Raw genomic sequence first — 22065 nt, 5'->3', positions numbered from 1 at the left:
CATGGATTGCCCGGTCACCGCTCGTCCCACCGTTATCGTTATCTCCGACTCGCTCGGCGATACCGCTTGTGAGGTGGTGCTTGCGGCGTCCGGGCAATTTGATGAAGGGGCTTTTCGCGTTTTGCGCCTGCCCAAGGTGACCTCCGTGGAGCAGGTCAAGTCATTTGTGGGGCCGCGCGTCGATGCCGACCATCGCGATGTCGCCGTGCTCCATACCATTGTCGATCCGGCGCTTCGCGCCCGCGTGCTCGATTACCTGGGTATGCTGCATATCCGTTCGGTCGACCTGATCGGCCCGACGCTTGCCGTGCTGTCGTCGCTCATCGGTGTGCCGCCCAAGTGCGTTGCGGGCGTGATTCACAAGACCGATGACCGCTATTTCCATCGTATCGAGGCCATGGAGTATTTCGTTGAGCACGATGACGGTCGTGGTTGCGACGATCTGTCGGGTGCCGATATCGTGCTGCTGGGTGTGTCGCGTACATCCAAGACGCCGCTGTCGATGTATTTAGCCTATCAGGGCTACAAGGTCGCCAATGTTCCGTTGGCCCATGGCATGGAGCCGCCCAAGTCGATTTACGAGGTTGACCCGATGCACCTGTTCGGCCTGATTTCGACCGTCGACGTTATTTCTGAGATTCGCGATAGCCGCTTGGGCGATGACTACGCCCGTGCCGTTGCCGGCTCCTATGCCGAGCCCGAGAGCGTGCGCAGCGAGCTTGAGGAAGCCCGTGCACTCATGAAGCGCTTAGGCTGCTTTGTTGTGCGTACCGACGGTAAGGCGATCGAGGAGAGCGCCTCCGAGATCATTAGTCACTTGGAGGAAATCCAAGAAGCCCGTGCCCGCCGCGCCGCCCGCCGAGCCCAGCAAAGCTAGCTTATTGGGGTAGCTAAAAATGCCCGTCTCTAAAAGACTACCTAAAAATAATGCACGATATTGGTAAAGCGATTTAGCAATAAACTAGCATTTGACCTGCAAGCATCTTGCATTGGTATCTTCATAAGGTAACCACCTTTACCTACCGTTTACCGCCATATTTATCACGTTTACCAACCCCCGCGCCCTCTGCGCAAGCCCGCTCAATGCCCGCCGTATAGTACCCTCACGGCCCGCATCCGGCGGGTCGATTCGTTACCACGGTCGTGCGCGTAAGCGCATGGAAGGGGAAGTATCGTGAGCGATTGCAAGAGGGTTTACCGTTTTGGAACCGACGCCCGGGGCACCTGTGTCACTGAGGGCGACAAATCCATGAACTTCGTGCTTGGCGGCAAAGGCGCAAACCTTGCCGAGATGAGCCGCATCGGTCTGCCGGTTCCCGGTGGCTTTACCATTACCTGCCAGACCTGTGTCGAGTACTCCGGTGCCGGCAACGTCTGGCCCGAAGGCGCACTCGATGAGATCGTTGCCGCCGAGGCGGACCTCGAGGCCCGTTGCGGCAAGAAACTCGGCGATGCCTCCGATCCGCTGCTCGTGTCGGTTCGCTCGGGCGCTCCGTTCTCCATGCCCGGCATGATGGACACGGTCCTCAACCTGGGCCTCAACGACGATTCCGTCCAGGGCCTTATCGCCCAGACGCAGAACCCGCGCTTTGCCTGGGACAGCTACCGTCGCTTTATCCAGATGTTCTCCAACGTCGTCATGGGCGTCGACGCCGACCTATTCGAGAACGCCCTGACCCAGGCCCGCCTGGTCGCCGGCGTTCGTGTCGATTCCGAGCTTTCGGCCGAGGACCTGCAGGAGCTCGTCGAGACCTTTAAGGGCATCTTCTCCGAGAACGTCGAGGCGACCCTGTATCCCGAGCTCGAGGTCGCCGACGGTAAGCCCGTTTTTCCGCACGATCCGGAGCTCCAGCTGCGCCTTGCCATCCAGGCCGTCTTTGGCAGCTGGATGAACGAGCGCGCCTGCATCTACCGCAAGCAGCACGGCATTTCCGACGAGCTCGGCACCGCCGTCAACGTCCAGGCCATGGCCTTTGGCAACAAGGGCGAGACCTCTGCGACCGGCGTCGCCTTTACGCGCAACCCGGCCGACGGCACCAAGGAGTTCTATGGCGACTTTTTGGTGAATGCCCAGGGCGAGGACGTCGTCGCCGGCATCCGAAACACCGAGCCCATCGCCGACCTCAAGACCACCTCGGGCCTCGAGTCCGCAGGCGAGGAGCTCGAGCGCGTGTTCCTGACGCTCGAGGATCATTACCGCGATATGTGCGATATCGAGTTCACCATCGAGCAGGGTAAGCTCTGGATGCTCCAGACCCGCGTGGGCAAGCGCACCGCCACCGCCGCCCTACGCATCGCCATCGAGATGGTCGAGGAGGGCCTCATCACCCGCGAGGAGGCCGTGAGCCGCATCGATCCCGCACAGCTCGACCAGCTCCTGCACCCGCAGTTCGACGCCTCCAAGAAGTACGAGGCCCTGGCCAGCGGCCTTAACGCCAGCCCTGGTGCCGCCGTGGGCGAGGTCGTGTTCTCGAGTGATGACGCCGTCGCGCGTTCCGCCGAGGGCCACAAGGTCATTCTGGTCCGCTGGGAGACCAACCCCGACGACCTGAAGGGCATGGTCGCCGCCGAGGGCATCCTGACCAGCCACGGTGGCAAGACGAGCCATGCCGCCGTTATCGCCCGCGGCATGGGTACGCCCTGCGTTTGCGGCGTTGAGCGCTTCCACATTGACGCGGCAGAGAAGGTCGTGCGCATCGAGGGCAGCGACCGCGTGCTGCGCGAGGGCGATGTCATCTCCATCGACGGCACCCAGGGTATCGTCGTCGACGGCGCGGTCGACCTGGTCTCTGTAGAGCTCACCGGCGACCTGGACACCATCCTGTCTTGGGCCGATGAGATCCGTTTGGACGAGACCGACGGTCACGCCAACCACGTGCGCGTCAACGCCGACAACCCCGAGGATGCCGAGCTCGCGCTCGAGTTTGGCGCCGAGGCCATCGGTCTGTGCCGCACCGAGCACATGTTCCTGGGCGATCGCAAGAACATCATCCAGAGCTTTATCCTGTCTGACGATGAGGCCGTGAAGCAGCAGGCCCTGGCCGACTTGCTCAAGGTTCAGACCGAGGACTTCCTGGCGATGTTCAAGACCATGTCCGGTCGCGATGTGGTCGTCCGCCTGCTCGATCCGCCGCTTCATGAGTTCCTGGATAATCCTCGCGAGCTCGAGGTCGCCATCACCAAGAAGGAGGCCGCCGGCGCTCCCGAGGAGGAGTTCACTGCCCTGCGCGCCCGCCTGCGTCGCATTGACGGCATGGTCGAGTCCAACCCCATGCTGGGCTTGCGCGGCGTGCGCCTGTCCGTCGTCTTTGGCGATCTGCCGCTCATGCAGGTTCGCGCCGTCGCCACGGCCGCTGCCCGCCTTATCAAGGAGGGTGTCGACCCGCGCCCCGAGATCATGGTTCCGCTCGTTTCCATCACGGCCGAGCATGTCCAGACCCGCGAGGTTATCGAGCGCGTGATCGCCGAGGTTTCCGCCGAGGAAGGCGTCGAGCTCAATATTCCCGTGGGCACGATGCTCGAGCTGCCGCGTGCCTGCATGGTCGCTGACGAGATCGCCCATCATGCCGACTTCTTCTGCTTTGGCACCAACGACCTCACCCAGACGACCTTTGGCTTCTCGCGCGATGACGCCGAGGCCAAGTTCATCCCGCTGTACATGCATAAAAAGATCCTGAAAGACAACCCCTTCGAGACCATCGACGCGGCGGTGCTGGAGCTCGTGCGCTTGGCCGTCGAGAAGGGCCGCGCCACCAATCCCGACATGCACTTTGGCGTGTGCGGCGAACACGGCGGCGACCCCAAGTCCATCAAGGGCCTGTTTAACGTGGCCGACGTGGACTACGTGTCCTGCTCGCCCTATCGCGTGCCCCTCGCGCGCCTGGCTGCCGCTCAGGCCAAGCTCGAGGCCAAGCGTTCCGCCTAACGTTTTGGGTTTAGACGCCTAGCGTAGCCCCCTTCATGCCGCCCGTCTCATTCGTGAGACGGGCGGTTATCATGTGCGGGTTTTGTCTTTTTGTCTGCGTGAAAAAATGTTCTTGCAGCAGAAACCCGCGCGTGTATACTCGAATACGTTTGTTCAACTACGTGCCGGCCAAGGTGGTACGGCACCTCTAGAAGAGTAAGGAATTGCACATGGATTACATCCGCGCAATCGAGCGTCAGCAGATCCGCGAGGACATTCCTCAGGTTCGCGTCGCCGACAACGTCAAGGTTCACTACCGCATTAAGGAAGGCGACCGCGAGCGCATTCAGGTCTTCCAGGGCGACGTCATCCGCATGGCCGGCGCCGGTGCCCGCGAGACCTTCACCGTCCGCAAGATGTCCTTCGGTGTCGGTGTTGAGCGTACCTTCCCGCTTCACAGCCCCAAGATCGCCAAGCTCGAGGTCGTCCGTCATGGTCGCGTCCGTCGCGCCAAGCTGTACTACCTCCGCGACAAGGTGGGCAAGGCTGCTCGCATCCCCGAGAAGCGCTAAGAAGATCGCAGCGTCTGTCCACTCGTTTGGACACAAGGGTCACCTTCGGGTGGCCCTTCTTTTTATCTGATTTGCATGCAAGGAGGGCCTGGTATGGCCAATATGACGAGCTCGGTTTCGGCATCGCAGGTTGCCGGTGAGTTGGCGAGCGCTACGTTTGAGGAGATCCCCGCCCTCGTGGAGCATTATCGCGAGGACCCGCGCCAGCAGGTGATCAAGGCTTGCGAGCGTGCTCTTAAGCGCCATGCCAAGGAACTTGCCGAGCGCGAGCGCGTCAATGACATGTACGAGCTTATGCATGAGCTTGGCGGCGATGGGGTAGTCGTTGGTGTCGACGAGGTGGGTCGCGGATCGGTGGCCGGTCCTTTGACGGTATGCGCCGTCTGCCTTCCTATGGAGCCGCGCGTCTGGGGCATCAACGATTCCAAAAAGCTCACGCCGGCGCGCCGCGAGTTGCTCTCAGTGAAGATTGCCGAGGTGGCGACGGCAATTGGTTTTTGCCATATCGCGCCTAAGGATATCGATGAGATGGGCATGGCCCGCGCCATTCGAGCCGCTGTCGCGGGCGCCGTGGCCGATACGGGGCTCGAGCCCGATTGCGTGCTTATGGACGGTAACCCCTTGGGCGCCGTTCCCAACGAGCGCGACGTGGTGAAGGGCGATGCCAAGATCGCCTGTATCGCCGCGGCGTCCATCATGGCCAAGGTCACGCGTGATGAGATGATGGTCGAGTACGATGCCGAGTATCCCGAGTACCATTTGGCCGAATCGAAAGGCTACGCAAGCCCCGAGCACATCGAGGCCATTCGCAAACATGGACTTTGTCCACTGCACCGCGTGAGCTTTTGCGGAAACTTTCTGCAGACTGAGCGCCTTTTCTAGGTCAATTGTGGAGACAGGGACCTCAGGGGTTTTATAAACCTGCTGGTAGCGGGCCGTATGCAACACCATTGCTGCGTACGGCCCGTTTTTTGACGGCATTTGGTCAGCTTTTGGTTTGCTTCCGGTACTTACCCGCATGAAAGGTGCCCTCATCATCGGGGCAATGCAGCGTGCGGGAAAGGAGACCCCATGAGTGCCGCAAGCAAAAAGAGCAAGACGAAGCAGCTCAAGGAGCGTTGGGAAAACGGCGAGCTCGACTGCGGGGCGATGACGCCCGAGTTTATCAAGGGACTCAGTCCCCGCGAGCTGGGCATGCTGGGCGAGCTGATCACCATCGACTACTTTAACGAGCGCGGCTACACCTTGCTGGAGCAGGGTTATCGTTGCACCGAGGGCGAGGCCGATCTGGTGCTGCTCGATGAGCTCGACGATGTCGTGGTGATGGCCGAGGTCAAGACCAGACGCGTTGCACTGGATTGCAGCACGCGGGTCTTTCCCGAGGAGGCCGTGGACGCTCAAAAGCAACGCCGCTACCGCCGCATCGCAAGTTGCTATCTCATGGAGCATTATCCGCTCAAGGCGATTCGCTTCGATGCCGTGGGTGTCACCATTCGTGGCGGGCATATCGCTGAGATCGAGCATCAGTACAACGCGTTCGATTGGCAGGTGTCGTGATGGCGTTCGAGACGTTTGCCGTTCACGCGGCCTGCATCCGTGGCGTCGAGGCGATTCACGTCACGGTCGAGGTCTCGCTTGCCGGTGGTGTTCCGGGCATCCAAATGCTTGGCATTCCGAGTATGGAGGTGATGGAGTCACGCGGTCGTATTCGCTGCGCGATGCGCTCCGCCGGGTTCGAGATCCCACGCTCGGGCATTACGGTCAACCTAGCGCCCGGCGATATTCGCAAGACCGGTAGCGGCTTTGATCTGCCCATCGCCATCGCGGTTCTGGCGGCCGATGGGCAGATTCCCCGTGACAACCTCGATCGCTGCCTTATCGCCGGCGAGCTCGGCTTGGACGGTACGGTGCTTCCCGTCAAGGGCGAGGTGGCGTTTCAGCTAATGGCGCGTGATATGGGGCTGTCCTTTATCGCCGGCAGGTCCGATCAGCATGTGCCGCTCGCGGGCGTGGATTGTGGATTCATCGATCATTTGTCTCAGCTTGCCCCTGGCATGGGCGAGGCGGCTCGGCACTATCTGGATTCCGAGGGCGTCGAGGCGACCTTTGAGCCCGAGCTCGACTATGCCGACGTACTGGGGCAGGAAGTCGCTAAACGCGGCATGGCGCTTGCGGCGGCAGGAGAACTCGGCTTGCTCATGATTGGGTCCCCGGGATCGGGCAAGACGATGCTTGCGCGCCGTATGACCGGCATCCTGCCCGAGCTTTCCATTGAGGATCAGCAGGAGGCGCTGTGCATCCATTCGGTCTTGGGCGAGAACATCGATGGCTTATTGGCAGGTCATCGGCCGTTTCGAAGCCCCCATCACAGTATTTCAACGGCGGGTCTCATTGGCGGAGGACGCCCGGTGCATCCGGGTGAGATCAGCCTGGCTCATGGCGGCGTGCTCTTTTTGGACGAGCTTGCCGAGTTTCCCACGGGTGTGCTGCAGACGCTGCGTCAGCCCATCGAACGCGGCTATGTGAGGATCGTACGCGTCGACGGGGCCTTTACCTTCCCGTCGCGCTTTCAGCTGCTGGCCGCGAGCAATCCCTGCCCCTGCGGCTTTTTGGGCGATCGCGAGGTGCCATGCCGCTGCTCGGCATCGATGGTGGAGCGCTATCGGGCAAAGCTGCGCGGTCCTTTAGCCGACCGTATCGACATGATGATCGATGTGACCCGTCCCGACCCCCAAGTGATTATCGAGGGTGCGGAGGGTATGTCGTCGGCCGAGTTGCGTGACTACGTTGTGCGCGGTCGCGCCTTTCGCGCCTGGCGCGAGTCCCGTATGGACGATGCGGATGCCGAGGTCGAGGATGACGAGACGCGGTCCATTGACGGCGTCGTTTCGACCTTTGAGCTCGATGATGCGGCGGAGAAGTGTGTGCTCGGCCTGTCGAAGCGCACGCATCTCACGGGCCGCGGCATCGTGCGCCTGGTGCGTATCGCACGTACCATCGCCGATGTCGCCGAGAGCGAGCAGGTGACGCAGGATCACGTGCTCGAGGCGGCGATGTACCAGGGAAGGAGGGACCAATGATGGCCGAGGGGACCTTCGAACTGCATCCAGGTGACGCGTTGTATCCAGAGTCCGTTTTGGAGCTATCTGATGTACCCCAGACGCTCTTTGTGCGCGGCAACCCCGAGGTGCTTTCGACGCCTGCGCTCTCCATCATCGGCGCGCGCAAGGCCTCTCCGTATGGTCTTGCCGTGGCAGAGCTTGCGGCAAAGGTGGCGGTCGAGGCGGGAGTGACGGTTGTTTCGGGCGGCGCGGTCGGTTGTGACCAGGCCTCGGGTTGGGCTGCGGTCAACGCCGGCGGCAAACACGTCGTGGTGCTAGGGACGGGCGCCGACGTGGTTTACCCGCGTTCGAGCGCGGGGCTTATTACTCGCACGCTCGATACGGGCGGCGCGATCGTGTCGATCTCTCCGTGGGGCATGGGTCCGCGCAAGTTTGCCTTTCCGCGCCGCAATCGCGTGATCGCGGCCCTTTCGCAAGCCCTCTTTGTATCCGAGGCGGGTATGCCTTCCGGGACGTTTTCTACAGCCGAGGCTGCTATGGATTTGGGGCGCGAACTTCTTGCCGTGCCGGGGTCGATCCTATCGCCCGAGTCGCGTGGCACGAATTACCTCATTGCGAACGGTGCCTGCTGCATCATCGACGAGGAATCTATCGAGATGGCTATCTCACGCATCTACGGCACCCTGCGCTACTCGCGCCCCGATGCTCCCGGCATTGCCGACCTGGATCCAACGCAGCAGACCGTGATGCATGCGCTCATCGCCTCTCCGCTCAAGGTCGATGACATTGCGGCGCTCGTCTCGCTTGATGCCGTCGGCGTACTTAAGCTCCTGGGTTCGCTTGAGCTCGAGGGCCTTATCGAGCGCATGATGGATGGAAGGTATGCGCCCTCCAAGTTTGCCCTTCACGCCCAGACGCCCTTCGGTCACAATGGAAAACGTGTCAATTAGAAAGGTGTTTGCAGATGCAGTTCGATCAGGTGACGGTTATCGGTGGCGGTCTGGCGGGATCGGAGTGCGCGATCCAGCTGGCAGATCGCGGGTTTGCCGTAAAGCTGTGCGAGATGCGCCCCCAGGTGAGCTCCCCGGCCCACCATACCGATCACCTGGCAGAGCTCGTCTGCTCCAATTCGTTTAAGTCGACCCGTCCGGATTCCGCGGCTGGTTTGCTGAAGGCCGAGCTTGAGCGCATGGGTTCGGTCCTGCTCGATTGCGCCCATCGCGCGGCTGTTCCCGCCGGTGGCGCCTTGGCGGTCGACCGCGTCAAGTTTTCCGAGCTTGTCGAGGACGAGGTTGCCGCCCGTCCCAATATCGAGATCGTTCACGGCGAGGTCACGCAGATTCCCGAAGGTCACGTGGTCATTGCCGCCGGCCCCTTGTGCTCGCCGGCGTTGAGCGAAGAGGTCGTGAAGCTCGTCGGTGGCGACGCCCTTGCGTTCTTCGATGCCGCGGCGCCGATCGTCGATGCCTCCACGCTCGATATGGACGTGCTGTTCTCGCAGTCGCGCTACGAGGAGCAGGGGAGCGGCGACTATCTCAACGCTCCGCTCAACAAGGAAGAGTACGAGGCCTTTATCGAGGCGCTTACCACGGCCGACCGCGTGGTGCTCAAGGACTTTGAGGGCGGCGATCTGTTCCAGGCCTGCCAGCCTGCCGAGGAAGTTGCGCGCACCGGCAAGGACGCCATTCGCTTTGGCGCCATGAAGCCCGTCGGCCTCACCGACCCGCGAACCGGTCGTCGTCCCTGGGCGGCGATTCAGCTGCGTGCCGAGAACAAGGAGAAGACCGCCTATAACCTGGTGGGCTTCCAGACCAACCTGACCTTTGGCGAGCAGAAGCGCGTCTTCCATATGGTGCCGGGTCTGGAGAACGCCGAGTTCTTCCGCTACGGTGTCATGCACCGCAATACCTTTGTCGATGCGCCGCACGTGCTCGATGGCACCTTTGCCGTGCCTGGTACCGGCGTGCGCCTGGCCGGTCAGATCACCGGCACCGAGGGGTACATGGAAGCCGTGGCGACAGGTCTGCTCGCGGCACTCAACACCTATGCCGAGGCTATCGGTGCCGCGGGCGTCGAGCTGCCGCGCGTGGGTGCTTTGGGCGCGCTCGTGGGCTATGCTACCGATCCGGCCACGGTGGGCTATCAGCCTATGCATGTCAACTTTGGCCTGGTGCCGCCACTCGAGGATGGTAAGCGCCGCAGCAAGCGCGACCGCTACCAGGCCTATGCGGACCGTGCGCTCGAGGCCCTTGATGCCTATCTGGCCACTCGCCCCGATCTGTTTGGAGGTGACCGGTCATAGCCTTTGACCTGTACGACACCGTCGACTCGTTTATTGCCTATATCTCACGCGTCGAGGGACTTTCTCCCAACACGGTGACGGCCTATGGCTCGAGGCTGGAGCGCTTTGCTGCCTGGTGCGAGCGTGAGAATATAGATTCTTTCGCTGCCGACGTGCGCACCATTCGTCGCTATCTTGCCGAGCTTTCGCGTGAGCAGGTGACTCCCCGAACGCTTGCGGCACACCTGTCTGCCATTCGCTCGCTCTATCGGTGGATGGCTGCCGAGGGGGTCGTGGAGGGCGATGTGGTCTCGGCAATTTCCTCGCCCAAGCTCCCGCGCGATCTACCCGGTGTGCTGACGACCCATCAGGTGGAGGCGCTGCTCAAGACGCCTGATACCTCAACACCCGCGGGACTGCGCGATGCGGCGATGCTCGAGCTGCTCTATGCCTCGGGCGCCCGTATCTCTGAGCTCGCAGCACTCAATGTGGAGTCCATTGCGTGGTCCGAACGCACGCTGCGCCTGTGGGGCAAGGGGAGCAAAGAACGTATCGTCCCTCTGTATCGTCGTGCGCTCGAGGCGACGCGTCTCTATATTGAGGAGGGGAGGCCGGAGTTGCTCGCTCAGGCAAAGCGTCGTGACCCCGCTACCGGGCCGCATCCGCTGCTTATATCGGCGCGCGGTAATCGCATGAGTGCCGCCATGCTCAGGCGGCGGTTTCATATGCTGGCGACGCTCGCCGGCATTCCGGCCGACATCGCCCCGCATGCGATGCGCCATACCTTTGCGACCGACTTGCTCGAGGGCGGCGCGGACCTGCGCTCGGTTCAAGAGCTGCTGGGTCATGCGAGCCTGTCCACGACGCAGATCTACACGCATCTCACGCCCGATCGGCTCAAACGTGCCGTGGCTCAAGCCCATCCCCGAGGCGAATAGTGGCTGGGACGTCCCGCGCCGCACTCAGGTGTGTGGTTTTGATTGCGGGTTGGCAGGAAGAAGCATTCCTGCTATCATTCATCGGGTTGCTTCACGGCAACATGTTTTTATCACGCACGCGCGGCTACTTCATACCGTGGTGCCCGGGCTTTGGTAGCACATGTCCGGGTTGGTTTTGGAGGATGACCCCGCGCGGAGGCAAACCACAGGAGGTTTAACATGGCTACCAAGATTAATATCCGCACCCTGCTCGAGGCCGGCTGCCACTTCGGTCACCAGACCCGTCGCTGGAACCCCAAGATGAAGCCGTTCATCTTCGGTGAGCGCAACGGCATCTACATCCTCGACCTCAAGCAGACCATCCTCGACGCCGACCAGGCCTACACCTTCGTCAAGAACGTCGCCAAGGGTGGCAACGTGCTGTTCGTCGGCACCAAGAAGCAGGCTCAGGAGGCCGTCAAGAACGCTGCTGAGCGCGCCAACATGCCCTACATCAACCAGCGTTGGCTCGGCGGCATGCTGACCAACTTCGTCACCATCCGCTCTCGCATCAACCGCATGGAGGAGCTCGAGGCCATGGTCGAGGACGGCCGCATGGCTGTTCTGCCCAAGAAGGAGCAGGCTGTTCTCGGTAAGGAGCTCACCAAGCTCCAGACCAACCTCGGTGGCGCCCGCGACATGAAGGGCCTGCCTCAGGCTCTCTTCGTCATCGACACCAAGCGCGAGGAGAACGCCATCAAGGAGGCCCAGCGCCTGAACATCCCCGTCGTCGCTCTGATCGACACCAACTCCGATCCCGACGAGGTCGAGTACGGCATCCCCTGCAACGATGACGCTATCTCCGCTGTCACCCTTATGTGCGAGCTCATGGCTGACGCCTGCCTCGCTGGCTCCGGCAAGGAGCAGGTCTCCGAGGCCGAGATGGCCGCTGAGCCCAAGGCCGAGTAAATCAGTCTTAGTTAATTCTTTTTCATCTCTTTGAAAGGAACCACAATGGCCCAGATTACCGCCGCTATGGTCAAGCAGCTCCGCGAGATGACCGACTCCCCGATGATGGAGTGCAAGAAGGCTCTCGTCGAGGCTGACGGCGACATGGACGCCGCTGTCGACGTTCTGCGTAAGAACGGCCTTGCCAAGGCTGCCAAGAAGGCTGGCCGTGAGACCAACGAGGGCGCTGTCGCCGCGTTCGTCTCCGAGGATGGCAAGACCGGCGCTCTGCTCGAGCTCTCCTGCGAGACCGACTTCGTTGGCTCCAACGCCAAGTTCACCGGCTTTGCTTCCAAGGTCGCCGAGGTTGTCGCTACCACCGAGCCTGCTGACGTCGACGCCCTGCTCGAGAAGCCGATGGGCGAGGAGACCGTTTCCTCCGAGCTCACCGAGATGATTCACATCATGGGCGAGAACATGAAGATCTCCCGTTTCGCCGCCCGCAAGGCCGAGAACGGCGCGCTCGCTTCTTACATCCACATGGGTGGTAAGATCGGCGTCCTCGTCGAGTTCGCCTTCGAGAAGGCCGAGACCGCTCAGGCTGAGTCCTTCAAGACCTTCGCTCACGACGTTGCCCTTCAGGTTGCCGCCGTCGCCCCGATCTGCGCCACCCGCGATCAGGTTCCGGCCGAGACCGTCGAGCACGAGAAGCAGATCTACATGGCTCAGGCTGCCGAGTCCGGCAAGCCCGAGGCCATCCAGGAGAAGATGGCTGTCGGCCGTCTGGAGAAGTTCTACAAGCAGTCTGTGCTCACCGAGCAGGAGTTCATCAAGGACAGCTCCCTCACCATCAAGAAGTACGCTGAGCAGGTCTCCAAGGAGCTCGGCGACACCATTACCGTCGTTGCCTTTGACCGTCTGGTCCGTGGCGAGTAAATAAGCTCTTGTAGCTGGTAATGAGCAGGCTGTGGGTTTTACTCACAGCCTGCTTTTTCATGGCTCTTCTTAGAGCCTTTGATAGAATGTTGAGAGTTCAATCTAAAGGAGGATCGCTTTGTCCGACATCCGATATAAACGCGTGCTTCTGAAGCTTTCCGGCGAAGCACTGATGGGCGACGGCCAATATGGCATCGACCCCAAGGTTACCGACCATCTTGCCAAACAGGTCAAGGAGCTGCTCGCCGTTGGCCATGAGGTCGGCGTCGTTGTCGGCGGCGGCAATATTTTCCGCGGCATGGCAGGCGCTGCCGGTGGCATGGAGCGTGCTCAGGCCGACTACATGGGCATGCTGGCAACCGTTATGAACGCGCTCGCCCTGCAGGATGCCTTCGAGCATAACGATGTTCCCTGCCGCGTGATGAGCGCTATCCAGATGAACGAGATCTGCGAGCCCTATATTCGCCGTCGCGCCATCAATCACCTTTCCAAGGGCAACGTCGTTATTTTTGCCGCCGGTTCGGGCAATCCGTACTTTACGACCGACACCGCCGCGGCTCTTCGTGCGTGCGAGATCGGCGCCGAGATTCTGATTAAAGCCACCAAGGTTGACGGCATCTACGACAAGGATCCCGTCAAGTGCGCCGATGCCGTCCGCTTTGACAAGATCACCTACCACGAGGTTCTCGTCCGCGGTCTGCAGGTTATGGATTCCACGGCTACGGCACTGTGCCAGGATAACCGTATGCCGATTTTGGTCCTCAACATCGATGGCGAGGACACCGTCAAGCGCGCGCTTTCGGGTGAGCCCGTCGGCACGCTCGTCTATCAGGAGGATTAAGCATGGCAGAGAACATCACCGCCCATATGGACAAGTCGCTCGAGTCCCTCAAGCATAACTTCTCCAAGGTCCGTACCGGCCGCGCCAACGCTAACATTCTATCCGACATCACCGTCGATTATTACGGTGTTCCCACGCCGGTCACGCAGGTTGCCGCCGTCAAGACCCCCGAGGCTCACATGCTGCTCATCGAGCCGTGGGATAAGGCGCTCATCAACGCTATCGTCAAGGCCATCGGCGCTTCCGATCTGGGTATTACCCCCAACTCCGATGGCACCGTCGTTCGTCTGCCGTTCCCGGCTCCCACCGAGGAGCGCCGTCGCGAGCTCGTCAAGGAGTGCCGCGAGTACGCCGAGCAGGCCAAGGTGTCTATCCGTAACATCCGTCGCGACTTCAACAACAAGCTCGAGCGCGATGAGGAGCTCACCGAGGACGATGTACGTCGCGAGCAGGCCAAGGTCCAGAAGCATACCGATGAGTATGTCGCCAAGGTCGAGGAGCTTCTGAAGGAAAAAGAAGCCGAGGTCATGGAGATCTAAGGTGCAATACGACGAGCATAAACTGGTCGAGTACTTTGCCGACGCCCCTGCGGGCGTCGGTTTTTCCGACCTTGACCTCAATAGCATTCCGCACCATATCTCGTGCATCATGGACGGCAACGGTCGTTGGGCCACGTCGCGCGGTCTTGCACGCACCGAGGGCCACAAGGCGGGTATCGTCTCGCTGCGCGAGATCATTACCGCCTGCGTGCGCCTGGGCGTCGACGTGCTTTCGGCCTATGCATTTTCGACCGAAAACTGGAATCGACCGCAGCACGAAGTCAACGTTCTGATGCACCTGTTTGCAAAGACGTTTATCGACGAGCTGCCGCTTCTGAAGCGCGAAAATGTGCGCGTAGTCTTTTTGGGTGACATTTCCGCGCTGCCCAAGAAGACTCGCGACGTTTTTGAGCGCGGTCTTGCCGAGTGCGCCGATCACACCGGTATGACGCTGGCGCTTGCCGTCAACTACGGCGCGCGTGCCGAGATTACCCGCGCTGTCCGTCAGATCGCATCCGACGCTGCCGCCGGTAAGATCGATCCTGCCGCAATTGATGACGACATGGTGGCTTCCCACCTCTATACCGCCGGTCTTCCCGATCCCGAACTTGTGATTCGCACCTCTGGTGAGCTGCGCCTTTCGAACTATCTGCTGTGGCAGGTGGCTTATTCCGAATTCTACGTCACCGATACCTATTGGCCCGACTTTGATCGTTGGGGCCTTGTCGACGCCATTTTGGCCTATCAGGGCCGTGACCGTAGGTTTGGTGGACTGAGCAAGACCGAGGAGGCTTAATCGTGTCCGATCGTCCCAAGGCATCTGCTCCCAAGACGCCAGTTTCCGCGGCGCCTGCGCGCAAGGCTGCCACTGCGGGAGCACCTGCAGCGAAGAGCGGCACCGGTTCGTGGCTGGCGGGCTTTATTACCCGTGCCGCCGCCGGTATCGTCTACGCCGTTGTCTTTATCCTGTGCCTGGTTTTGGGTATCGTGCCCACGGCCATCTTTGTTTCTGTCATGAGCGGTCTGTGCTGCTATGAGTTTTTCCGTATGACAAGGCTCGATGGCAAGATGGCTAACGAGCGCATGGGTATCGCTGCCGCCGTACTCTTTCCGCTGTCGGCGTTGGGCGATTCGATGTTGCTGAATGCCCTGCTTTTTGCCTTGATGCTCGCTGTGGGCATTTGGTATGTCTGGTCGCCGCGTACCCGCATCTCTGATGTGGCCGTGACGCTCATGGGTCCCATCTACACTGGCTTTATGCTGTCGGCTATCGTGCTGCTGCGCGATGCCGTGCCCGGTTTTGCCGGCGCCCTGCTTTCAGTGGGCGTTTGCGCGTCCCTTTGGGTCTCCGATTCGTTTGCCTACATCGTGGGCAGCCGTATCGGCAAGCACAAGATGGTTCCCAAGATCTCCCCCAAAAAGAGCTGGGAGGGGTTTGCCGGCGGCATCTTGGGCTCGGTTTTGATTTGGCTCATCCTGTGGGCGACGCACTTCTACAAGCTCAGCCTGCCCTATGCGCTGCTGTGCGGCGTGGTCGTGTCCATTCTGGGCGTTATCGGCGACCTTATCGAGTCGCGCATCAAGCGCGGTGTGGGCGTCAAGGATTCCGGCAACCTTATCCCGGGCCACGGCGGAATGCTCGATCGTAGCGATTCGCTTATCTTCGGTTGCATCACCGCACAGCTGTTGCTGATGATCGGAGGCGTGCTGTAATGTCCTTCCAGACGACGTATGGTCCCGATGGACGCCTTCGCGTTGCCATCCTGGGTTGTACGGGCTCTATCGGCACCCAGGCGCTCGATGTGTGCCGCCAGCATGCCGATCGCCTGCAGGTGACGGCGCTGTCCGTTAATTCCAGCACCTCGGAGCTCGTTGCCGCTGCCCGCGAGTTCTCGGTTCCGGCGGTTGCCGTTGCCGATGTCGCTCATGGCGATGACGCCGTGCTGCAGGAGTTGCCCGAGGGCACACAGCTCGGCGTTGGCGCGCAGGCGGTTTGCGAGCTCGCGCGTCGCGACGATGTCGACTGCGTGCTCGTCGCTATTGTGGGCGCCGCCGGTCTCGAGGCGAGCCATGCGGCCTTGACCTCGAATAAGCGCCTTGCCCTTGCCAACAAGGAGTCCCTCGTCGTCGGTGGCGACTTGCTTATGCCGTTGGCGCAACCGGGCCAGCTTATTCCGGTCGACTCTGAGCATTCCGCCATCTACCAGTGCTATCTGGGGGAGAACCCGCGCGAGGCCCACTGCATTTGGCTCACCTGCTCGGGCGGTCCGTTCTTTGGCCGCACGCGCGACGAGCTCGATCGCGTGACGCGTGCCGATGCCCTCGCGCATCCCACGTGGGCCATGGGTGCCAAGATCACCATTGACTCCGCCACCCTCATGAACAAGGGCCTGGAGCGCATTGAGGCCATGCATCTGTTTAACTGCGACCTCGATTTCATTAACGTGGTCGTGCAGCGTCAGTCCAAGATTCACTCTATGGTCGAGTTCGCCGACGGCTCCGTGATGGCGCATCTCGGTGCATCCGACATGCGTATTCCCATCCAGTTCGCGTTCTCGTATCCCGAGCGTTGGGATACTCCGGCGCCTCGTATCGATTTCCGCGAGCTGGGGCAGCTCACGTTTGATGCTGCCGACATGGATACCTTCCGCTGTCTGGCACTGGCCGAGCGTGCCGGCAAGACGGGTGGCACCATGCCGTGCGTGCTCAATGCCGCCAACGAGGTCGCCGTCGATGCCTTCCTGCACGATGGCTGCAGCTTTACCGATATCGATTGCATTGTGGAATCCTGCATGGACGCCCACGATATGCAGGTGGTCGATTCGTTTGAGCAGCTTCGCGACATCGATGCGTGGGCGCGTGAAAAGGCTGCGCAGGTGCTCGCCGCAACCCGTTCCTAACCCATAAGGATTGCTTTTTCGTTTTATGGATACTGTTCTGAGCGTTCTCTCATCGGTCTTTTGGGGCCTGCTGATGCTTTCCGTCCTCGTGTTTTTGCACGAGGGTGGCCACTTTTTGGCGGCGCGTGCCTGCGGCGTCCGTGTGACCGAGTTCTTTTTGGGTCTGCCGTGCCGCTTTGACATCCATTACACGTCGCGTCGCATTGGAACCAAGTTTGGCGTGACCCCGCTGCTGCTGGGTGGCTACGCTGCCATCTGCGGTATGGATCCGACCGATGTTTCGTGCGCCGACCGCGTGCTCGCGGCTATCTATCGTCATGGTCGCGTGACCGTGGCCGACCTTGCTGTCGAGCTCGAGCTTTCCGAGGAGGATGTGCTCGAGGCATGCGCCCTTTTGCTGGGCTGGGGCTCCATCGCGCCCTGGTATGAGGAAGGGGAGAAGCCCTCGCCGAGCTACTATCCCACCAAATATCAGACGTTGCCGCGAGACAAGGCAGGCTATACCACCTTTGATGGTCGCCGTTTCGATCGCGAACATGCGACTGCCGAGGGCGATGTGTGGGAGCTGCCGTGCGGCGAGGCCGAGTTCCTTGCGCAAGAGCGCTCGCACACCTATCTTGGCCAAGGCTTTCTCAAGCGCGCCTTTATGCTGCTCGCGGGCATTATCGTCAATATCTTGACGGGTTTTTTGCTCCTTATGAGCATCTATTCCATTGCGGGTGTCACCGTGCCGATGGATACCAACGTGATCGGTCAGGTTGACGAGGGGTCTATTGCCGCCAAGGCGGGTATCGAGGGCGGTGACGCGATCCTTTCGGTTGACGGTGCCTCATGTTCCACTTGGATGGATGTCTACGATGCCATCGGCAAGGCTGCCGGTAAGGACGATATCGCCATCGAGTACGAGCGTGACGGCAAGCAGCATTCGACCACGGTTGCGCTCAAAGAGGACGAGCGCCTGGGTGTGTATGCCTCTACGCAGGTGGTCCGTTTAGACCCCATCACGTCGGCTCGCCTGTCGTTCTCCTATGTCGTGCAGACAGCGGATGGCGTGCTGCGCCTGCTCCAGCCGCAGCATACGATGGAGATTCTCGATCAGTCTTCTTCGATCGTGGGTATTAGCGTTATGTCCTCACAGGCCGCTGCTGCCGGCCCTGCCACGTTCCTTTCCTTTGCCGCCCTCATTTCGTTCTCGCTTGGCTTTATGAACCTGCTGCCCATCCCACCACTCGATGGGGGCAAGCTGCTTATTGAGATCATTCAAAAGATTGCGGGCCGCGAGCTGCCGCTCAAAGTGCAGACAATCGTCAGCTATGTCGGCATCGCGCTCTTTGCACTGCTGTTTGTCTATATGCTTCGTTCCGACATCCTTCGTTTTATTCTGTAGGGGAGTGTTTGGATTGTCTTTATCCCATCCTTTGCCTCGCGAGTTGACGCGCCCCGTGCATGTGGGCGGCGTGCAGATCGGTGGTGGCGCTCCGGTCGTGGTTCAGTCTATGACCTGCACCGATACTGCTGATGCCCAGGCAACGCTTGCGCAAGTGTGCGCGTTGGCGCAGGCTGGCTGCGATATCGTGCGCGTGAGCGTGCCTACCGAGGCTGCGCTCGAGGGCTTTCGCACGATTTGTGCCGAGTCTCCGGTGCCAATCGTCGCCGATATCCATTTTAACCATAAGCTTGCCATTGGCGCTGTCGAGGCTGGTGCCTCTAAGCTGCGCATCAACCCCGGCAATATCGGCGATTGGGCCAAGGTTGACGCTGTCATCGATGCCGCGGGTGCCGCGGGCTGCGCGATTCGCATTGGCGTGAACGCGGGCTCGCTTGAGCAAGATATTGCCGAGCGCGACGACCTCACGCAGCCCGAAAAGCTCGTGATGTCGAGCGAGCGCTTCGTCAAGCACTTTGAGGATCGCGGCTTTACGAACATTGTGCTTTCGGCCAAGGCCCATAGCGTACAGACGACGCTTGATACCTATCGCGCCCTGTCGCGCGAGATACCGCATGTTCCGCTCCACCTGGGCGTGACGGAGGCGGGGACCAAGCTTCAGGGCACCATCAAGAGCTCTGTAGGCTTGGGTATCTTGCTTTCCGAAGGCATCGGCGACACCATGCGTGTGTCGCTCACGGCCGATCCGGTTGAGGAGCCGCCGGTCGCCTGGGGAATTCTACAGTCGCTGGGCCTGCGTCGCCGTGGTCCCGAGATTGTCTCGTGCCCCACGTGCGCCCGCTGCCAGGTTAACCTTATTCCCATCGCCGAGGAGGTCACCGAGCGGCTTAAGAACTATTCCGCGCCGCTTTCGATCGCCGTGATGGGATGTGCGGTCAACGGCCCCGGAGAGGCATCTGACGCCGACCTGGGTGTTGCCTGCGGACGTGGTCAGGGCCTGCTCTTTTCGCATGGCCAGATCATTGGTAAAGTAGCTGAGGATCAAATTGTCGACGCGCTGATGGCCGAGGTCGACAAGCTTATTGAGGAGAAATAAATGACCCGAGCAATGTATATGTCTAAGCTCTATGCGCCGACGCTTAAAGAGGATCCGGCGGACGCCGAGCTCGCCAGTCACCGCCTGCTGCTCCGTGCCGGCATGATCCGCAAGGAGGCCGCCGGCCTGTATTCCTACCTGCCGCTTGCTTGGCGCTCGATTCGCAAGATCGAGAACATCGTGCGCGACGAGATGGACGCTGCGGGCGCTCAGGAGCTCATGATGCCCATTATGGTCGACGCCGAGCTGTGGCGTGAGTCCGGCCGTATCGATGCCTATGGCAAGGAGCTTGTGCGCTTTGACGACCGTCATGGTCGCGAGTTCGTGCTGGGCCCCACCCACGAGGAGACCGTCACGGCCCTGGTGCGCAATGAGCTGCGTTCCTACAAGCAGCTGCCTGTCAATCTGTACCACATTCAGGACAAGTTCCGCGATGAGTTCCGTCCCCGCTTTGGCCTGATGCGCGGCCGCGAGTTCATCATGAAGGACGCCTACAGCTTCTCTGCCACGCAGGAGAGCCTGCAGGAGGAGTATGACAAGATGAAGCAGGCCTACGCCAACATCTGCGAGCGCTGCTACATCAAGGCTCTGCCCGTTGTCGCCGACTCCGGCGAGATCGGCGGCGACACCTCCGTCGAGTACATGGCTCTGGCTGACGCCGGCGAGGCCTCGCTCGTCTACTGCGACGATTGCGGCTTTGCTGCCGATGACGAGGCGGCAAGCACCAAGGTCGTTGTGACCGAGGGCCCCGGCGACGGCACGCTCACCAAGGTCGAGACTCCGGGTATGGGTACCATTGAGGCCGTCGCCAAGTTCTTTGGCTTCCCCGAGAACGGTACGCGCAAGTCTCTGGCACTCATCGACGCCGAGGGCAAGCCCGTCGTGGCCATTGTCCCGGGTGACCACGAGCTCAACGATTGCAAGGCAGAGCATGTCTTTGGCAAGGGCTATCGCATGATGACCGACGAGGAGCTCCAGACCTACGGTCTGCACAAGGGCTTTATCGGACCGGTTAACTTGCCCGAGGGCATCCGTCTGGTGTGCGACGAGAGCCTGCGCGAGTCCAAGCAGTGGGCCTGCGGTGCCAACGAGGTCGATTATCACTTTACCGGTGCCTGCCCCGAGCGCGACTTTACCGTCGATGAGTGGGCAGATCTGGTCACCGTCGTTGCCGGCGATCCCTGCCCGCACTGCGGCAAGCCGCTCTCTGCTGCCCGCGGCATCGAGGTCTCTCAGGTGTTCCAGCTGGGCACCAAGTACTCCGAGGCCATGGGTGCCACCTTTATGGACGAGGACGGCAAGGAGAAGCCGCTCATCATGGGTTGCTACGGCGTTGGTGTGTCCCGCTCGCTTGCTGCCGTCGTGGAGCAGCACAACGACGAACACGGCATCGTCTGGCCGGTCTCCGTTGCCCCGTACGAGGTCGCGGTGATTCCGCTCGATCCCAAGAAGGAGGAGTGCGCTAACGTTTGCGACCAAATCGTCGAGGGCCTGTGCGCCGAGGGTATCGAGGTTGTCGTCGATGACCGTGACGAGCGTCCCGGCTTTAAGTTTGCCGATAACGACCTCATGGGCTTCCCGTATCAGGTCGTTCTGGGTAAGCGTGGCCTCAAGAATGGTACTGTGGAGCTCAAGGACCGTGCCACGGGCGAGCGTGAGGACGTGGCGATCGACGAGGTCGTCGCCAAGGTTGCTGAGCTTGTTAAGGCGGCCCGCCGTTAATCGACGATTTCGCTTGTAGTTCGATATACGGGACGGCCCCGCATTTCTCCAGATCGGGGAGATGTGGGGCCGTCCTTTTATCTTGTGGCATCCTCGATATCTAAAAGGAAAACCCCACAGCCCATTCGAGCTGTGGGGTTTCCCTTTGTGCCTCCGATGCGAAATAAATCGCTCAGATATTACTGATAATCGACGACGTCGATCCAGTTCTTCAGGAACTCATCGTTCACGTTGCGCTTACGAGCGAGCTCGGAAGCGGCGACGATGCTCGTCCACTGACGCACGACCTGCATGGGCATGTCGGCGCGGTCGCAGTAGAGCTCCAGGTAGGCCTCAGCCTGATCCTTGCTGTTGAGGGCGAAGAGCAGGTAGGTGGTGGCAACGTCGGCAGCAGGGGAGCCCTGGGTGGCGTGTGCCCAGTCGCACACATAGAGCTGGCCGTCGTCGCCGACGATGACGTTGGAGGGGTTGAAGTCGCCGTGGCAGACCTTGAACTCCTTGGTCATTCCGTCCAGACGCTCCTGAAGGTTGTAGCGCGTGGTGGCATTGAGCTGATCAAGGCTGTCGATCATGCGGGCGAACTTGTCGCGCTGACGGTTGAGCAGCGGGGAGGTGTAGCCGTGGATCTCGATCTGGAGGTCGACGAACATCTCGAGATACTCACCAAAGCGCTGGGGCTCGGCAGTCATCTTCTCGGCAAGGGTGGTGCCCGGAACCTTCTCGGTCACGAGCGCCCAGCCGTTGGCGTTCTCGAGCTGGGAAACCTCGAGAGCCTTGGGGCTGCGGATGCCGCACTCATTGATGCGGGCAAGATTCAAAGCCTCGTTGAACACGTCGGAGACAGGCTTGGTCTCGTTAAAGACCTTGACGATCTTGTCGCCCAGGTCGTAAACGACCTTGTTGCCACGGCGGACGAGCTCGGTCTTGGAATCGGGTAGCAGCATGGTTGCATCCTTTCAA

20 protein-coding genes are annotated in these 22065 nt (G+C 60.9%); 19 read left to right on the top strand and 1 reads right to left on the bottom strand.

From position 1 onward, the window contains the following. Nucleotide 1 precedes the first annotated feature (1 nt). The 19 genes from DW925_RS04095 to DW925_RS04005 all read left to right on the top strand — a co-directional run bounded on the left by DW925_RS04095 (nt 2) and on the right by DW925_RS04005 (nt 21105). The gene (locus DW925_RS04095) at nt 2–877 is read left to right on the top strand and encodes a pyruvate, water dikinase regulatory protein (RefSeq protein WP_117790411.1); all 876 of its coding nucleotides are present in this window, start codon (nt 2–4) and stop codon (nt 875–877) included. A gap of 297 nt (nt 878–1174) precedes the next feature. Further along, nucleotides 1175–3925, top strand: a complete 2751-nt coding sequence (ppdK, locus tag DW925_RS04090; RefSeq protein WP_117790410.1) for a pyruvate, phosphate dikinase — start codon at nt 1175–1177, stop codon at nt 3923–3925. A 209-nt stretch (nt 3926–4134) separates the two neighbouring features. Continuing rightward, the gene (gene rplS, locus DW925_RS04085; protein ID WP_006236098.1) at nt 4135–4476 is read left to right on the top strand and encodes a 50S ribosomal protein L19; all 342 of its coding nucleotides are present in this window, start codon (nt 4135–4137) and stop codon (nt 4474–4476) included. A gap of 93 nt (nt 4477–4569) precedes the next feature. Then, entirely contained in the window at nt 4570–5358 is a 789-nt protein-coding gene (locus DW925_RS04080) for a ribonuclease HII (RefSeq protein WP_117639929.1), read from the top strand. A gap of 189 nt (nt 5359–5547) precedes the next feature. Beyond that, nucleotides 5548–6033 carry a YraN family protein gene (locus DW925_RS04075; protein ID WP_117790409.1) on the top strand — a complete coding sequence of 162 codons (486 nt, stop codon included), beginning with the start codon at nt 5548–5550 and terminating at the stop codon, nt 6031–6033. Next, nucleotides 6033–7556 carry a YifB family Mg chelatase-like AAA ATPase gene (locus DW925_RS04070; protein WP_117790408.1) on the top strand — a complete coding sequence of 508 codons (1524 nt, stop codon included), beginning with the start codon at nt 6033–6035 and terminating at the stop codon, nt 7554–7556. The genes DW925_RS04075 and DW925_RS04070 overlap by 1 nt, the downstream gene beginning before the upstream one ends. Next, on the top strand, nt 7553–8488 hold the full coding sequence (locus tag DW925_RS04065) for a DNA-processing protein DprA (protein WP_369831909.1): 936 nt from the start codon (nt 7553–7555) through the stop codon (nt 8486–8488). The genes DW925_RS04070 and DW925_RS04065 overlap by 4 nt, the downstream gene beginning before the upstream one ends. A gap of 14 nt (nt 8489–8502) precedes the next feature. Next, on the top strand, nt 8503–9840 hold the full coding sequence (trmFO, locus tag DW925_RS04060; protein ID WP_117790407.1) for a methylenetetrahydrofolate--tRNA-(uracil(54)-C(5))-methyltransferase (FADH(2)-oxidizing) TrmFO: 1338 nt from the start codon (nt 8503–8505) through the stop codon (nt 9838–9840). Then, a complete protein-coding gene (locus tag DW925_RS04055) occupies nt 9837–10757 on the top strand; it encodes a tyrosine recombinase (RefSeq protein WP_117635268.1) in 921 nt (306 codons plus the stop codon). The genes trmFO and DW925_RS04055 overlap by 4 nt, the downstream gene beginning before the upstream one ends. Nucleotides 10758–10976: 219 nt before the next feature. Beyond that, entirely contained in the window at nt 10977–11705 is a 729-nt protein-coding gene (gene rpsB, locus DW925_RS04050; RefSeq protein ID WP_006236109.1) for a 30S ribosomal protein S2, read from the top strand. A gap of 45 nt (nt 11706–11750) precedes the next feature. Then, nucleotides 11751–12620, top strand: a complete 870-nt coding sequence (gene tsf, locus DW925_RS04045; protein ID WP_022094736.1) for a translation elongation factor Ts — start codon at nt 11751–11753, stop codon at nt 12618–12620. Nucleotides 12621–12738: 118 nt separating this feature from the next. After that, nucleotides 12739–13461, top strand: coding sequence for a UMP kinase (pyrH, locus tag DW925_RS04040; protein WP_035138557.1), 723 nt, complete (start codon nt 12739–12741; stop codon nt 13459–13461). Nucleotides 13462–13463: 2 nt separating this feature from the next. Continuing rightward, nucleotides 13464–14000, top strand: coding sequence for a ribosome recycling factor (gene frr / locus DW925_RS04035; protein WP_006236112.1), 537 nt, complete (start codon nt 13464–13466; stop codon nt 13998–14000). A gap of 1 nt (nt 14001) precedes the next feature. After that, a complete protein-coding gene (locus tag DW925_RS04030) occupies nt 14002–14796 on the top strand; it encodes an isoprenyl transferase (RefSeq protein ID WP_117790406.1) in 795 nt (264 codons plus the stop codon). 2 nt (nt 14797–14798) lie between these two features. Next, nucleotides 14799–15713, top strand: a complete 915-nt coding sequence (locus tag DW925_RS04025; RefSeq protein WP_233502344.1) for a phosphatidate cytidylyltransferase — start codon at nt 14799–14801, stop codon at nt 15711–15713. Beyond that, the gene (dxr, locus tag DW925_RS04020; RefSeq protein WP_117790405.1) at nt 15713–16900 is read left to right on the top strand and encodes a 1-deoxy-D-xylulose-5-phosphate reductoisomerase; all 1188 of its coding nucleotides are present in this window, start codon (nt 15713–15715) and stop codon (nt 16898–16900) included. The genes DW925_RS04025 and dxr overlap by 1 nt, the downstream gene beginning before the upstream one ends. 25 nt (nt 16901–16925) lie before the next feature. Beyond that, nucleotides 16926–18287 (top strand): RIP metalloprotease, encoded by a 1362-nt coding sequence (locus DW925_RS04015; RefSeq protein ID WP_117629176.1) that lies wholly within the window; start codon nt 16926–16928, stop codon nt 18285–18287. 13 nt (nt 18288–18300) lie between these two features. Beyond that, nucleotides 18301–19383, top strand: a complete 1083-nt coding sequence (gene ispG / locus DW925_RS04010) for a flavodoxin-dependent (E)-4-hydroxy-3-methylbut-2-enyl-diphosphate synthase (protein ID WP_117790404.1) — start codon at nt 18301–18303, stop codon at nt 19381–19383. Next, nucleotides 19384–21105, top strand: coding sequence for a proline--tRNA ligase (locus DW925_RS04005; protein ID WP_233540225.1), 1722 nt, complete (start codon nt 19384–19386; stop codon nt 21103–21105). A gap of 179 nt (nt 21106–21284) precedes the next feature. On the opposite strand, the gene DW925_RS04000 is transcribed toward DW925_RS04005, so the two are convergent. Next, entirely contained in the window at nt 21285–22049 is a 765-nt protein-coding gene (locus tag DW925_RS04000; RefSeq protein WP_006236119.1) for an aminoglycoside phosphotransferase family protein, read from the bottom strand. Nucleotides 22050–22065: the final 16 nt, after the last annotated feature.

Source organism: Collinsella sp. AM43-1 (genome assembly GCF_003467925.1).
GTDB lineage: Bacteria > Actinomycetota > Coriobacteriia > Coriobacteriales > Coriobacteriaceae > Collinsella.
Note: the sequence above shows the minus strand (reverse complement) of the source record. Positions and strands in the feature narration are given on the sequence as shown.

Excerpts from the sequence above, each read along its gene's own strand:
- DW925_RS04080 (WP_117639929.1), top strand. The coding sequence starts at position 4,570 with ATGGCCAATATGACGAGCTCGGTTTCGGCATCGCAGGTTGCCGGTGAG.
- DW925_RS04095 (WP_117790411.1), top strand. The coding sequence starts at position 2 with ATGGATTGCCCGGTCACCGCTCGTCCCACCGTTATCGTTATCTCCGAC.
- rpsB (WP_006236109.1), top strand. The coding sequence starts at position 10,977 with ATGGCTACCAAGATTAATATCCGCACCCTGCTCGAGGCCGGCTGCCAC.
- DW925_RS04070 (WP_117790408.1), top strand. The coding sequence starts at position 6,033 with ATGGCGTTCGAGACGTTTGCCGTTCACGCGGCCTGCATCCGTGGCGTC.
- DW925_RS04000 (WP_006236119.1), bottom strand. The coding sequence starts at position 22,049 with ATGCTGCTACCCGATTCCAAGACCGAGCTCGTCCGCCGTGGCAACAAG.
- DW925_RS04015 (WP_117629176.1), top strand. The coding sequence starts at position 16,926 with ATGGATACTGTTCTGAGCGTTCTCTCATCGGTCTTTTGGGGCCTGCTG.
- DW925_RS04075 (WP_117790409.1), top strand. The coding sequence starts at position 5,548 with ATGAGTGCCGCAAGCAAAAAGAGCAAGACGAAGCAGCTCAAGGAGCGT.
- frr (WP_006236112.1), top strand. The coding sequence starts at position 13,464 with ATGGCAGAGAACATCACCGCCCATATGGACAAGTCGCTCGAGTCCCTC.
- tsf (WP_022094736.1), top strand. The coding sequence starts at position 11,751 with ATGGCCCAGATTACCGCCGCTATGGTCAAGCAGCTCCGCGAGATGACC.
- DW925_RS04005 (WP_233540225.1), top strand. The coding sequence starts at position 19,384 with ATGACCCGAGCAATGTATATGTCTAAGCTCTATGCGCCGACGCTTAAA.
- DW925_RS04065 (WP_369831909.1), top strand. The coding sequence starts at position 7,553 with ATGATGGCCGAGGGGACCTTCGAACTGCATCCAGGTGACGCGTTGTAT.
- trmFO (WP_117790407.1), top strand. The coding sequence starts at position 8,503 with ATGCAGTTCGATCAGGTGACGGTTATCGGTGGCGGTCTGGCGGGATCG.
- rplS (WP_006236098.1), top strand. The coding sequence starts at position 4,135 with ATGGATTACATCCGCGCAATCGAGCGTCAGCAGATCCGCGAGGACATT.
- dxr (WP_117790405.1), top strand. The coding sequence starts at position 15,713 with ATGTCCTTCCAGACGACGTATGGTCCCGATGGACGCCTTCGCGTTGCC.